The organism is Streptomyces sp. ME02-8801-2C, from assembly GCF_033793965.1.
GTDB lineage: Bacteria > Actinomycetota > Actinomycetes > Streptomycetales > Streptomycetaceae > Streptomyces.
Genome location: NZ_JARAXP010000006.1, coordinates 114,901 through 129,045, shown reverse-complemented (window position 1 = coordinate 129,045; position 14,145 = coordinate 114,901). Strand labels below are relative to the sequence as shown.

Genomic DNA, 14,145 nt, shown 5'->3' with positions numbered 1-14,145 from the left:
GGCGCGGTCAACACGCTGAAGAACGCCTTCGCAGGCCTTGCCCGCACCATCACCACACTCGTCGCCCCACTGACCGGCGCCAACAATTTCCTGGGCAACTACAACACGAACGCGAACAGCGCCGCGACGGCCACAAGCAAGCTCGGCACCGCTGAGCAGAAGACCGCGGGCCAGATCAAATCAAACACGGCGGCGACCCAAGGTGCGGTGACCGCCGCGAACTCCGTGCGGAGCGCCACGGACCAGGCCGAGAAGTCTCTGACCAAAACAGGCAAGGCAGGCCAGACCGCCGGCACCGGCATCTCGAAATACGAGGCCGGGTCGAACAAAGCGGCCAAGGGCCAGGACAAGATGAACAAGTCGATGAAGGGCAACCTGTTCGGCATGCTCATGAGCCTGCTGGCTCCGCTCATTCAGAAGGTCGTCGACATGGCGACCCAGTCGAAAACCATGCAGAAGATCCTCAAGACGGCTTTCGAGGTCATCCAGTCGGTCATCGGAAGAGTCATGAAGGCCATCGGGCCCATCATGAGAACCGCCGCCGACCTGATCAAGAAGATCTGGGAAGGGATCAGAACGGCCATCTCCACCGTTGTGCAGGCCGTGGCCACGGTCATCCGGACGTACTTCAACATCTGGAAGACCATCATCACCACCGTCCTCAACGCGATCAAAAGCGTCGTCAGCGGCGTGTGGAACGGCATCAAGGCCGTGATCACCCCCGTGATCAACTGGGTGAAGTCCGCCATCCCGAACGCTTTCCAGGCCGTCAAGGACAGACTCACCAGCGCCTGGAACGGGCTCAAGGACATCGCGGGCCGTGCCTTCGACGGAATCAAGAACGCCGTGAGAACACCGATCAACGCGGTCATCGGGCTCATCAACTCCGCGATCGGCAAGCTCAACAGCATCAGGGTGTCGATCCCGGGCTGGGTGCCGTTCGTCGGCGGCAAGACCTTCGGGCTGAACCTGCCGAGGATCCCCACCCTCGCCACCGGCGGTGTCGTACTGCCCCGCTCCGGCGGCGTACCGGCGATCCTCGCCGAGGCCGGAGAAGCGGAAGCCGTGCTGCCGCTGAGCAAGCTGGACCGGATGCTCAGGAACGCGGCGGCGCAGGGCCGCATCGGCACCGACGGAGCCACCGGCGGGGGCGGTGCCCTGCACATCGAGAACTACTACGCGGCCACCTCCAGTGACCCGCAGCGCACCGCCGACGCGCTGATGTTCCTGGCCAAGGCACGGGGGTGGCGGGGATGAGTGCCGCAGCGGCGGCAGCAGGCCCGGCAGGCGCCGACCCGTTCGCCCCCGTCCTGCCCGTGCTGAACGCCTTCCGGACGCAGGCGGCGCGGAGCGCGAGCGCCCTGCGCGGGCTCACCGGCCGGATCCGGAACGCCGCCACGGCCACCGGCGGCATCCGCGCCTCCGTCTCCCGGAGCGGCCAGGCGGTGAGCCGGGTCAAGTCCGGGGCCGACGCCGCCGCCCGTTCGGTGACCAGGCTCGGTCAGTCGGCCGCGACGGCCGGCACGGGCATGAAGTCGTTCGGCGACCGGACCAGGAGCGCCGCGCGCTCCGCCGGCCTGCTCAGGGCCGGGCTCGCCACGGTGGCCACGCTCCTCGCCGGGTTCGCCGGCACCATGGGCGTCGTGGGCGACCTGATGGGTGCCTTCGGCCTCGCCATGACCATCGGCGCCGGCGTGATGATGGTCATCAACCTCCTCACCCGCGCCAACCCGATCGGCTTCGTCGCAGGCCTGCTCCTGCCCGTCGCCGGCTGGCTCATCGACCTCGCCGTGAACTCCGAGGCCGGGCAACGGATCATCGAGCAGCTCGCGACGATCGTGCTCAAGTACGTCGAGGGGTATCTCGCCGTCATCACCCCGGTCCTGGAGACCATCGCGACCTTGGTGAGCACGTACTTCGGCGCGCTCCTCACCATCGTCTCGACCGTCCTTTCCGTGGTCGGCGTGGTCGTCGGCACCGGCTTCGCCGTTCTGCAGGCGCTCACCACCGGGAACACGCAGGCGCTGCGCGAGAAGGTCGACTCCGTGTGGCGTGGCTTCCAGGGCGTCCTGGAGTCCGCCGTCAACTGGATCACTCATTCCATCCCGGACATGTTCCAGCGGATCAAGAACGCCATGTCGAGCACGCTCGGCGGCATCGGGAGGTTCCTCGGTACGGGGGTCGAGATGGTCGCCGGCCTGGTCAAGGCCCCGATCAACGGCCTGATCGCCTTCGCCAACTGGATCATCGACGGCCTCAACTCGCTGAGCGTCAACATCCTCGGCAAGACGTTCGGCATCAACATTCCCAAGATCCCGATGCTCGCCGAGGGCGGTGTCGCGGTACCCGGAATCGCCCACCGCGCGGGCAAGGTGCTGCCGCTCACGGCCCTGGAACAGCAGCGGGCCCTCGCGAGCAGGAGGCGGGCCCCGTCGTCCTCGCCGTACCGGATGGCCGAGTTCCGCGAGGCGGACGGCGCCGGATCCCGGGCCACCGCCGAGGACCTGCTCTTCCTCGCCTCGGCCCACGCGCATCCCTGAAGGCCCCCGCAGGTCCCGCAGATCCCTGACAAGGCCCATGACAGTGAGGTGACGGCCCCATGGCCGAGGCACTTGCCGAGACGACCGCGTACCCCGACTCCACCCCGGACCCGGATCCGGACCCGCCCCCTGGCTCACTCATCACCCGCGAAGGGCAGATCCAGTGGGCCGGGCTGCTGATGGGCCCCGGTACGGCGTACGAGATCGACCGCGGCGGGCTCACCGGCTGGGAGGACCTGCCGGACTTCGACACCGGCGACGCCGACCACCCCACCGCCCACGGCGCCTGGGCAGGCGCCCGCTATGCCAAGCCCCGCCGGATCGGCGCCACCGTGTGGACCCTGCCGGAGACGACGAGCAGCCCCCGGTCCGCGCTGGCCGCGACCCGCGTCCTGCGCCGGGCCCTGCTGCTCGGCGACGAGGAGCGCTGGCTGGCGGTACGGCTGCACGGCGAGATCCTGGCCGTCCGTGCCCGGGTCAGCCAGCGCGTCCTGGCCGCCGACCGCGTGTACGCGACCCAGGGCGTCTCCAAGGCGGCCGTCCAGTGGTACGCCACCGATCCGCGCCGCTACCTGGTCGCCGAACAGAGTGCGGTCACCGGGCCCCCGCAGCCGGAGAGCGGACTGAGCTGGCCGCTGACCTGGCCGCTGTACTGGGGCCAGACCGTCTCCACCGGCGATGTCATGGCCGAGAACGACGGCTCCGCGCCCACCCACCCGGTGATCACCTTCAGCGGCCCCTGCGTCAACCCCACGGTGACCGACCGCAATACCGGCCGCCGACTGCGCTACACCATCCGGCTCGCCGCCGGCGACCAGCTCGTCGTGGACACCGGCGCCGGGACGGTCACCCTCAACGGCACCGCCTCCCGCCGGTACACCGCCGCCCCGGACAGCGGCCCGGAGGAACTGTTCGCGCTCGCCCCGGGCCGCGCCCAACTGGCCTTCCGCCCCGACGACTTCGGCTCCGGCGCGCAGATGTCGGTGCGCTGGCGCAGCGCGGAGTGGTGACGGCACGCACTCCCCGGTTCCCGGAACTCTCCCTCTCCCACAGAAGGGCTCGGCATGAACGCACGCTCCGCCTGGCTGTCCCCGAACGGCCAGACTCGCGAGGACACCCGCGTCGCCCAGACCGGCGTCACCCCCGCCACCGGCATCCGAGGCCGCTCCGGCATCTTCCCGGGCTCCCCTGGCGGGGACTTCCGCCTCACGGGCTTCGCGCTGACCGGCACCTCCGGCGGCATGACCGCCACCGTGGGAGTCGGCCGGGCCGTCGTACAGGCCGAGGACGACCGGGGCGCCTACCCGGTCGCCGTCACCGACCCGATCAGACTCACGTTCGGCGACGGTCAGGAGTACGCCCGCAAGGACCTCGTCGTCCTACGGATCTACGACGACCAGTACGACTCCTCGGGCCGCACCGAAGCCGTGGTCGAGATCGTCAAGGGCACCGCCTCCGCCACCGACCCCGCCCCGCCCGCGACTCCCGCCGCCGCGCTGCCCCTGTACACCGTCACGGTCCTGGCGAACTCCAGCGCCGGCAACGGAGGCATCACCTGGGCCTCCGCCTCCACCGTCACCGACCTGCGCACCAGTGTCGTAGCCGTCGGCGGCATCCTCCCGACGGACAACGACTCCCGCACCGGCGCCTACCCCGGCCAGTACCGCGACACCGGCAGCTCCCTGCAACGCTGGAACGGTACTGCCTGGGTCTCCTACCCCGGCGCCATCGGCGGCATCGCCCCCAACGGCGCTCTCAGCACCGGCAGTTACGGCGGCCAGTACCGCGACGGCCCGAACGGCCTGCTCCAGCGCTGGAACGGCAGCACCTGGGTCTCCTACCAGCAGGTCCCCACCTGGCAGAACTACACGCCCGTCTGGTCGGCCAGCTCCGGCGTCGCCCCGGTCGTCGGCAACGGCGCCCTGAACGCCAACTACGCCAAGATCGGCACGGTCGTCCATCTCCGGCTCCGCCTGGCGATCGGGACGACGACCAACATCGCGGCCCAGGACGCCGCCGCCACGTGGTCCTTCTCCCTGCCCGCTCCCCCGGCCCTCGGCTGGATGACCGACATCGTGCTGAACGTGGTCGGCTTCAACGCCGACGGCTTCAAGTTCTTCCAGGGCACCTGCCAGCTGGCCACCACCGCCGACGGCATCGGCGTCGCGACCCGGTTCACCACCACGCTGGGCACCGCCACCGCCGCGTGGAACAAGGCCAACCCCTTCCCCTGGATCGCCAACTCCGTCCTGTCGATCTCCGGCACCTACCAATCCGCGTCCTGAGCCCCGTTCCCCGTTCAGGACGCGACACAGGAGTTGACCGCCGTATGGCAACCGTCACCACCCCGTACCGCGCGATCTTCTGCGACCTGCGCACCGACCGCACCATCGACATCCTGCCCGTACGGGACGTCACCGTCGACGACTACATCGGCAGGGCCGGATCGTTCTCCGGCACCATCCCCGTCCCCACCGCGGCCCTCGCCGCCCGGGTCCGCCGTATCGAGGAGGGCCGCACAGCGGTCTATCTGGAGCGCGGCAGCGACCTGTGGTGGGGCGGCATCATCTGGACCAGCACCCTGCAGAGCGACGAACGCGGTGTGCTCACCCTCGGCCTCCAGGCGGCGACCTTCGACTCGTACGCGGGCCGCCGCCGTATCCGCGCCAACCTCAGCTACCCGGACACCGAGCAGCTGGACCTGGCGCGGAACCTGTGGCGGCACATGCAGACCTCGCTCCCCGGCGGCGACATCCTCGTCACCTACGGCACCGAGACCTCCTCGGCGACCCGGACCGTCTCGTACCGCGACGGCGACGAGATCGTCTACTCCGAGGCACTCGACGCGCTGGCCGCCATGGACAACGGCTTCGAGCACCACATCGCCGTATACCGCGACCCGGCCACCGGCGCCCGCATCCGCAGACTGCGCCTGGGCAGTCCGACGATCCGCACCGGGACGACCGATCTGGTGATGGACCGTCCGGGCACGATCCTGTCGTACTCCTTCCCGCGCGACGCCACCCGCGGCGGCACCACCGCCCGCGCCCGCGGCGCCTCGGTCAACGACAACCAGGCCGAGGACTCCCGTCCGCTGTACGCCGACGCCCCGCCGGCCACCGCCCTGATCAACGCCGGCTACCCGCTCATCGACCTGACCTCGGACCACAACACGGTCGCCGACACCGACACGCTCCGCTCCCTGGCCACCGCCGAACTGGCCTCGGCCGCCGGCGCGGTGGTGGTCCCCGAGATCAGCGTCCGCCTCGACGACATGGTGCCGCCCGCGCTGCTCGGCCGGACGGTCCGTATCCGCATCACCGACGAGTGGTGGCCCGAGGGCCTGGACGTCCGCTACCGGATCATCGGCGTCAAGGTCAGCCCGGCGCAGCGCGGCCGCCCCGACACCGCGGAGCTCTATCTGGAGGAACCCTGATGCCCCAGCTGCCCGAGGACATCATCGACCGGCTCACCGCCATGGAACGCCGTATCCAGCAGCTGTCCACGGCCGTCAACTCACGGCCCGCGCTCAACAGGGTGGCCGGCGGCGGCGTGGAGATCACCGACGGGGGCTGGCTCCACGTACTGCCGGCGTCGGGTGACTCGGCCGTCTTCTCCGTCGGTGCCGGGGGCCTGGCCCGGCCCTGGCTGGCGATGCTGCCCCCGCAGGACACCACGGTGACCCGCTGGCCGCAGACCACCGCGACCGCCTGGACGACGATCGCGGTGTCGCACAACCCGCTGTGGCAGCCGAGCATGCGTCTTCGCGTGCAGTCCGGTGCCAGCTCGGGCGCCACCGGTTCGGTCCGGGTGCTCGTGGGCGGCGCCCAGTGGGGCGACACGGTCGCGGCGGGCTCGGACTTCGACCGCACGGCGGCCGTCACCGACGACCTGGCCGCGTCCCTCGGCAGTCTGCTCAGGGTCGAGATCCAGGCGCAGGTCACGAGCACCTCCGGCACGGTCTACGCCCAGCCGCAGCTGATGTACGGCTGCGGGGCCTGAAAGCCGAAGGGCGGCCACCCCGTACGAAACGGAGTGGCCGCCCTTCAGTGCTTCAGACGTACGCCTTACTGGTTGTACGGACCGTAGTCGTAGTCCTCCAGCGGAACGGCCTGGCCGGAGCCCGTGCCGAACGGCGAGTAGTCGATGTCGTCGTAGCCGACGGCCGAGTACATCGCGGCCTTCGCTTCCTCGGTCGGCTCGACCCGGATGTTGCGGTAGCGGGACAGACCCGTACCGGCCGGGATGAGCTTACCGATGATGACGTTCTCCTTGAGGCCGATGAGGCTGTCGGACTTGGCGTTGATCGCCGCGTCCGTCAGCACTCGGGTCGTCTCCTGGAAGGAGGCGGCCGACAGCCAGGACTCCGTCGCCAGCGAGGCCTTGGTGATACCCATCAGCTGCGGACGGCCGGAGGCCGGGTGGCCGCCTTCCTGGACCACACGACGGTTCTCGGTCTCGAACTTGCCACGCTCGACCAGCTCACCGGGCAGCAGCTCGGCGTCGCCGGACTCGATGATCGTCACACGGCGGAGCATCTGCCGGATGATGATCTCGATGTGCTTGTCGTGGATCGACACACCCTGCGAGTTGTAGACCTTCTGGACCTCGCCGACCAGGTGGACCTGGACCGCGCGCTGACCGAGGATCCGCAGCACGTCGTGCGGGTTGGTGGCACCGAAGGTGAGCTTCTGGCCCACCTCGACGTGGTCACCCTCACGCACCATGACCTTGGCGCGCTTCGAGATCGGGAACGCCGTCTCGTCGCTGCCGTCGTCCGGGGTGATGACGATCTTCTTGGTCTTCTCGGTCTCCTCGATACGGACGCGGCCGGCCGCCTCCGAGATCGGGGCGACACCCTTGGGCGTACGAGCCTCGAAGAGCTCGACGACACGGGGCAGACCCTGGGTGATGTCGTCACCGGCCACACCACCGGTGTGGAAGGTACGCATCGTCAGCTGGGTACCGGGCTCACCGATGGACTGGGCGGCGATGATGCCGACCGCCTCACCGATGTCGACCAGCTTGCCGGTGGCCAGCGAACGGCCGTAGCACATGGCGCAGGTGCCGACGGCGGACTCGCAGGTCAGGACCGAGCGGGTCTTGACCTCCTCGACGCCGTGCTTGACGAGCTCGTCGATGAGGACGTCACCGAGGTCGGTGTTGGCCGGGGCCAGCACACGTCCGTCGAGGGTGATGTCCTCGGCCAGCGCACGTGCGTACACCGACGTCTCGACGTTCTCGGTCTTGCGCAGCACACCGTCCTCGCCGCGCTCGGCGATGGCCAGCTTGAGGCCGCGGTCGGTGCCGCAGTCCTCCTCGCGGATGATGACGTCCTGCGAGACGTCCACCAGACGACGGGTGAGGTAACCCGAGTCGGCGGTACGCAGGGCGGTGTCGGCGAGACCCTTACGGGCACCGTGGGTGGAGATGAAGTACTCCAGCACGGACAGGCCCTCGCGGAACGACGCCTTGATGGGACGCGGAATCGTCTCGTTCTTGGCGTTCGACACCAGACCACGCATACCGGCGATCTGCCGCATCTGCATCATGTTTCCTCGGGCACCCGAGTCAACCATCATGAAGATGGGGTTCGTCTTGGGGAAGTTCGCGTTCATCGCCTCGGCGACCTCGTTGGTCGCCTTGGTCCAGATCGCGATGAGCTCCTGCGTGCGCTCGTCCTTGGTGATCAGACCGCGCTCGTACTGCTTCTGGACCTTCTCGTCCTGCGCCTCGTAGCCCGCGACGATGGCCTTCTTGGCCTCGGGCACGACGACGTCGGAGATGGCCACGGTGACACCGGAGCGGGTACCCCAGTAGAAGCCGGCCGACTTCAGGTTGTCGAGCGTCGCCGCCACGATGACCTTGGGGTAGCGCTCGGCGAGGTCGTTGACGATCTCACCCAGCTGCTTCTTGCCCACCGAGTAGTCGACGAACGGGTAGTCCTCGGGCAGCAGCTCGTTGAAGAGCGCGCGGCCCAGGGTGGTGCGCAGGCGGAAGGTGTCCCCCTGCTGCCACTCGGGCTCGTTCTCCTCGCGGGCCGGCGGGGTCCAGCCGCGCGGCGGGATGGTGCCCACCGGGAAGCGGATGTCGATCGCCGACTGCAGCGCGAGCTCACCGGCGTCGAACGCCATGATCGCCTCGGCCGTGGAGCCGAACGCGCGGCCCTCGCCCTTGACGTCACGCAGTTCACCGTCGGTGGTGAGGAAGAACAGACCGAGGACCATGTCCTGGGTCGGCATCGTCACCGGACGGCCGTCGGCGGGCTTGAGGATGTTGTTCGAGGACAGCATCAGGATGCGGGCCTCGGCCTGCGCCTCCGCGGAGAGCGGCAGGTGGACGGCCATCTGGTCACCGTCGAAGTCCGCGTTGAACGCGGTGCAGACGAGCGGGTGGATCTGGATGGCCTTGCCCTCGACGAGCTGCGGCTCGAAGGCCTGGATGCCGAGGCGGTGCAGAGTGGGCGCACGGTTCAGGAGAACCGGGTGCTCCGCGATGACCTCTTCCAGAACGTCGTACACGACGGTCCGGCCGCGCTCGACCATCCTCTTCGCGCTCTTGATGTTCTGCGCGTGGTTCAGGTCGACCAGGCGCTTCATCACGAACGGCTTGAAGAGCTCCAGCGCCATCGCCTTCGGCAGACCGCACTGGTGCAGCTTCAGCTGCGGACCGACGACGATCACGGAACGCGCGGAGTAGTCCACACGCTTGCCGAGCAGGTTCTGACGGAATCGACCCTGCTTGCCCTTGAGCATGTCGCTCAGGGACTTCAGCGGGCGGTTACCGGGACCGGTGACCGGACGGCCACGACGACCGTTGTCGAACAGCGCGTCCACGGCCTCCTGGAGCATGCGCTTCTCGTTGTTCACGATGATCTCGGGCGCGCCGAGGTCGAGAAGCCGCTTCAGTCGGTTGTTGCGGTTGATCACACGGCGGTACAGGTCGTTCAGGTCGGAGGTCGCGAAGCGGCCACCGTCCAGCTGCACCATCGGGCGAAGGTCCGGCGGGATGACCGGGACGCAGTCGAGGACCATGCCCTTGGGGCTGTTGGAGGTCTGCAGGAACGCAGACACGACCTTCAGCCGCTTCAGGGCGCGGGTCTTCTTCTGGCCCTTGCCGGTACGGATGATCTCGCGGAGACGCTCGGCCTCCTCCTCGAGGTCGAAGGACTCCAGGCGCTTCTGCAGCGCCGCGGCACCCATCGAACCGTCGAAGTAGGTCCCGAAGCGGTCGCGCAGCTCGCGGTAGAGCAGCTCGTCGCCCTCCAGGTCCTGGACCTTGAGGTTCTTGAACCGGGTCCACACCTCGTCGAGGCGGTCGATCTCGCGCTGCGAACGGTCGCGCAGCTGCTTCATCTCCCGCTCGGCACCTTCGCGCACCTTGCGGCGTACGTCGGCCTTGGCGCCCTCGGCCTCCAGCTCGCCCAGGTCGCTCTCGAGCTTCTTGGCGCGGGCCTCGAGGTCGGCGTCACGCCGGTTCTCGATCTGCTGCCGCTCGACGGAGACGTGCGCCTCCAGGGAGGGCAGGTCACGCGTACGACGCTCGTCGTCGACGTACGTGATCATGTACGCCGCGAAGTAGATGACCTTCTCGAGGTCCTTCGGGGCGAGGTCGAGCAGGTAGCCAAGACGCGACGGAACGCCCTTGAAGTACCAGATGTGGGTGACGGGAGCGGCCAGCTCGATGTGGCCCATCCGCTCACGGCGCACCTTGGCGCGAGTGACCTCGACGCCACAGCGCTCACAGATGATGCCCTTGAAGCGGACGCGCTTGTACTTGCCGCAGTAGCACTCCCAGTCCCGGGTCGGACCGAAGATCTTCTCGCAGAAGAGTCCGTCCTTTTCGGGCTTGAGCGTGCGGTAGTTGATCGTCTCGGGCTTCTTGACCTCGCCGTGGCTCCACTGACGGATGTCGTCCGCCGTAGCCAGGCCGATCCGGAGCTCGTCGAAGAAGTTGACGTCGAGCACTATGCGTCAATCCCTCTCAGGGTTGTAAGTCATGGGGTCTGATACGGGGGTCCTGGGGCCGGCAGGCCTTGATCGCTCAAGGCCTGCCGAACTCCCGTCAGACCTCTTCGACGCTGCTCGGCTCACGCCTGGACAGGTCGATGCCGAGCTCCTCCGCCGCGCGGAAGACGTCCTCGTCGGTGTCACGCATTTCGATGGACATACCGTCACTGGACAGCACCTCCACGTTGAGGCAGAGAGACTGCATCTCCTTGATGAGCACCTTGAAGGACTCGGGGATGCCGGGCTCGGGGATGTTCTCGCCCTTGACGATGGCCTCGTAGACCTTCACGCGGCCGGTCACGTCGTCGGACTTGATGGTCAGCAGCTCCTGGAGGGCGTACGCGGCGCCGTATGCCTCCAGCGCCCACACCTCCATCTCACCGAATCGCTGGCCACCGAACTGGGCCTTACCACCCAGCGGCTGCTGGGTGATCATCGAGTACGGACCGGTCGAACGGGCGTGCAGCTTGTCGTCGACCAGGTGGTGGAGCTTGAGGATGTACATGTAGCCGACCGAGACCGGCTCCGGGAACGGCTCGCCGGAGCGGCCGTCGAACAGGGGCGCCTTACCTGTCGGGAGCACCATGCGCGAACCGTCGCGGTTCGGGATGGTGTGGTTCAGCAGACCCGCCAGCTCGTCCTCACGCGCACCGTCGAAGACGGGGGTGGCGACGTTGGTACCGGGAGCGACCACGTCGGCCTCGATGGCCTGGAGGCGCTGCGCCCAGTCCTCCGCGAGGCCGGAGACGTCCCAGCCGCGACTGGCGAGCCAGCCGAGGTGGATCTCCAGTACCTGTCCCGGGTTCATTCGGGACGGCACACCGAGCGGGTTGAGGATGATGTCGACCGGAGTTCCGTCCTCGAGGAACGGCATGTCCTCGATCGGAAGGATCTTCGAGATAACACCCTTGTTGCCGTGGCGGCCGGCGAGCTTGTCACCGTCCGTGATCTTGCGCTTCTGCGCCACGTAGACCCGAACCAGCTGGTTCACGCCCGGCGGCAGCTCGTCGCCCTCCTCACGGTCGAAGACGCGGACGCCGATGACCTTGCCGATCTCGCCGTGCGGCACCTTCAGCGATGTGTCGCGCACCTCGCGCGCCTTCTCACCGAAGATCGCGCGGAGCAGGCGCTCCTCGGGGGTCAGCTCGGTCTCACCCTTGGGCGTGACCTTGCCGACGAGGATGTCACCGGCGACGACCTCGGCACCGATGCGGATGATGCCGCGCTCGTCGAGGTCGGCGAGGACCTCCTCGGAGACGTTCGGGATGTCCCGGGTGATCTCCTCGGGGCCGAGCTTGGTGTCACGGGCGTCGACCTCGTGCTCCTCGATGTGGATCGAGGAGAGGACGTCGTCCTGCACGAGGCGCTGCGACAGGATGATCGCGTCCTCGTAGTTGTGACCCTCCCAGGGCATGAAGGCGACGAGCAGGTTCTTGCCCAGCGCCATCTCGCCTTCCTGGGTGGCCGGACCGTCGGCGAGAACCTGGTTCTCGACGACCCGGTCGCCCTCGTTGACGACGACCTTCTGGTTGACCGAGGTGCCCTGGTTGGAGCGCGAGAACTTCGCGACGCGGTACGTGGTGTACGTGCCGTCGTCGTTGGCGACGGTGACGTAGTCCGCGGAGACCTCCTGGACCACACCCGCCTTCTCGGCCTTGATGACGTCGCCGGCGTCGACGGCGCAGCGGTACTCCATGCCCGTACCGACGAGGGGGGCCTCGGCGGTGATCAGCGGCACGGCCTGGCGCATCATGTTCGCGCCCATGAGGGCACGGTTGGCGTCGTCGTGCTCCAGGAAGGGGATCATCGCGGTCGCGACGGACACCATCTGGCGCGGGGAGACGTCCATGTAGTCGACGTCGTCGCCGGGGATGTAGTCGATCTCGCCGCCACGGCGGCGGACGAGAACGCGGGACTCCTCGAAGCGCATGTCCTCGGAGAGGGTCGCGTTCGCCTGGGCGATCACGAACCGGTCTTCCTCGTCGGCGGTCAGGTAGTCGACGTCGTCGGTGACGACACCCTCGACGACCTTGCGGTACGGGGTCTCGACGAACCCGAACGCGTTGACCCGGCCGTAGGAGGCGAGCGAGCCGATCAGACCGATGTTCGGGCCTTCAGGGGTCTCGATCGGGCACATGCGGCCGTAGTGCGAGGGGTGCACGTCACGGACCTCGAAGCCGGCCCGCTCACGGGAGAGACCACCCGGGCCAAGAGCCGACAGACGGCGCTTGTGGGTGAGACCCGACAGCGGGTTGTTCTGGTCCATGAACTGCGACAGCTGGCTGGTGCCGAAGAACTCCTTGATGGAGGCGACGACCGGCCGGATGTTGATCAGGGTCTGCGGCGTGATCGCCTCGACGTCCTGAGTCGTCATGCGCTCGCGGACGACTCGCTCCATACGCGCCAGACCCGTACGGACCTGGTTCTGGATGAGCTCGCCGACGTTGCGCAGACGACGGTTGCCGAAGTGGTCGATGTCGTCGGTCTCGACGACGATCGTCGTGCCGTTGTCGCCAACGGTCTCGGTCTCACCGGCGTGCAGCTTCACCAGGTACTTGATCGTCGAGATGATGTCCTCGACGGTCAGCACACCGGCGTCCAGCGGGGCCTCGCCGCCCAGCTTCTTGTTGACCTTGTAACGGCCGACCTTGGCGAGGTCGTAGCGCTTCGGGTTGAAGTACAGGTTCTCCAGAAGCGTCTGCGCGGCCTCACGGGTCGGCGGCTCGCCCGGACGGAGCTTGCGGTAGATGTCGAGCAGCGCGTCGTCCTGGCCCTGGGTGTGGTCCTTCTCCAGGGTCGCGCGCATGGACTCGTACTCGCCGAACTCCTCGAGGATCTGCTCGGTGGTCCAGCCGAGAGCCTTCAGGAGGACGGTGACGGACTGCTTGCGCTTGCGGTCGATGCGGACACCGACCATGTCGCGCTTGTCGATCTCCATCTCCAGCCAGGCGCCCCGGGAGGGGATCACCTTGGAGGAGAAGATGTCCTTGTCGGACGTCTTGTCGATGGAGGAGTCGAAGTAGACACCCGGCGAACGGACCAGCTGCGACACGACGACACGCTCGGTGCCGTTGATGACGAAGGTGCCCTTGTTGGTCATGAGCGGGAAGTCGCCCATGAAGACCGTCTGGGACTTGATCTCGCCGGTCTCGTTGTTGGTGAACTCGGCCGTGACGAAAAGGGGCGCGGAGTACGTGAAGTCGCGCTCCTTGCACTCGTCGATCGAGTTCTTCGGAGGCTCGAAGCGGTGGTCGCGGAACGTCAGGGACATCGACCCGGAGAAGTCCTCGATCGGGGAGATCTCCTCGAAGATCTCCTCCAGACCGGACTTGGTGGGGACGTCCTGTCCGCTGTCCAGAGCCGCCTCGACACGAGCCTTCCACGCGGCGTTACCGAGCAGCCAGTCGAAGCTCTCGGTTTGCAGCGCAAGGAGGTTCGGAACCTCGAGGGGCTCCTTGATCTTTGCAAAAGAGATGCGCAGCGGGGCAGTGCTGGCGCCGTGGTTCGTATTCGCGGAGGCAGTGCGCGAGGCGGCCAAGAGGGGGTCCTTCCGAGGGCTCGGACTCACTACGCGCGTACCGGCCCCTCACCGGGGC

At 68.0% G+C, this 14,145-nt stretch carries 8 protein-coding genes; 6 read left to right on the top strand and 2 right to left on the bottom strand.

The annotated features are described in order from the left end of the window. Nucleotides 1-48 precede the first annotated feature (48 nt). From PV396_RS20700 to PV396_RS20675, 6 genes are read left to right on the top strand one after another with little or no spacing between them, the layout of a single operon-like run. Entirely contained in the window at nt 49-1,257 is a 1,209-nt protein-coding gene (locus PV396_RS20700; RefSeq protein WP_319207369.1) for a phage tail protein, read from the top strand. Beyond that, nucleotides 1,254-2,540 carry a tape-measure protein gene (locus tag PV396_RS20695; RefSeq protein WP_319206608.1) on the top strand — a complete coding sequence of 429 codons (1,287 nt, stop codon included), beginning with the start codon at nt 1,254-1,256 and terminating at the stop codon, nt 2,538-2,540. The genes PV396_RS20700 and PV396_RS20695 overlap by 4 nt, the downstream gene beginning before the upstream one ends. Before the next feature lie 59 nt (nt 2,541-2,599). Further along, nucleotides 2,600-3,550 carry a phage distal tail protein gene (locus tag PV396_RS20690; RefSeq protein ID WP_319206606.1) on the top strand — a complete coding sequence of 317 codons (951 nt, stop codon included), beginning with the start codon at nt 2,600-2,602 and terminating at the stop codon, nt 3,548-3,550. Between the two features lie 54 nt (nt 3,551-3,604). Continuing rightward, on the top strand, nt 3,605-4,825 hold the full coding sequence (locus PV396_RS20685; protein ID WP_319206604.1) for a hypothetical protein: 1,221 nt from the start codon (nt 3,605-3,607) through the stop codon (nt 4,823-4,825). A 44-nt stretch (nt 4,826-4,869) separates the two neighbouring features. Then, nucleotides 4,870-5,976 (top strand): hypothetical protein, encoded by a 1,107-nt coding sequence (locus PV396_RS20680; protein ID WP_319206602.1) that lies wholly within the window; start codon nt 4,870-4,872, stop codon nt 5,974-5,976. Continuing rightward, nucleotides 5,976-6,542, top strand: coding sequence for a hypothetical protein (locus PV396_RS20675; protein ID WP_319206600.1), 567 nt, complete (start codon nt 5,976-5,978; stop codon nt 6,540-6,542). Before PV396_RS20680 ends, PV396_RS20675 begins: the two co-directional genes overlap by 1 nt. A 65-nt stretch (nt 6,543-6,607) precedes the next feature. Here the strand turns inward: PV396_RS20675 and PV396_RS20670 are convergent, their stop codons facing one another. After that, nucleotides 6,608-10,507 (bottom strand): DNA-directed RNA polymerase subunit beta', encoded by a 3,900-nt coding sequence (locus PV396_RS20670; RefSeq protein WP_319206599.1) that lies wholly within the window; start codon nt 10,505-10,507, stop codon nt 6,608-6,610. Between the two features lie 97 nt (nt 10,508-10,604). Then, nucleotides 10,605-14,087, bottom strand: a complete 3,483-nt coding sequence (gene rpoB / locus PV396_RS20665) for a DNA-directed RNA polymerase subunit beta (RefSeq protein ID WP_319206598.1) — start codon at nt 14,085-14,087, stop codon at nt 10,605-10,607. Nucleotides 14,088-14,145: the final 58 nt, after the last annotated feature.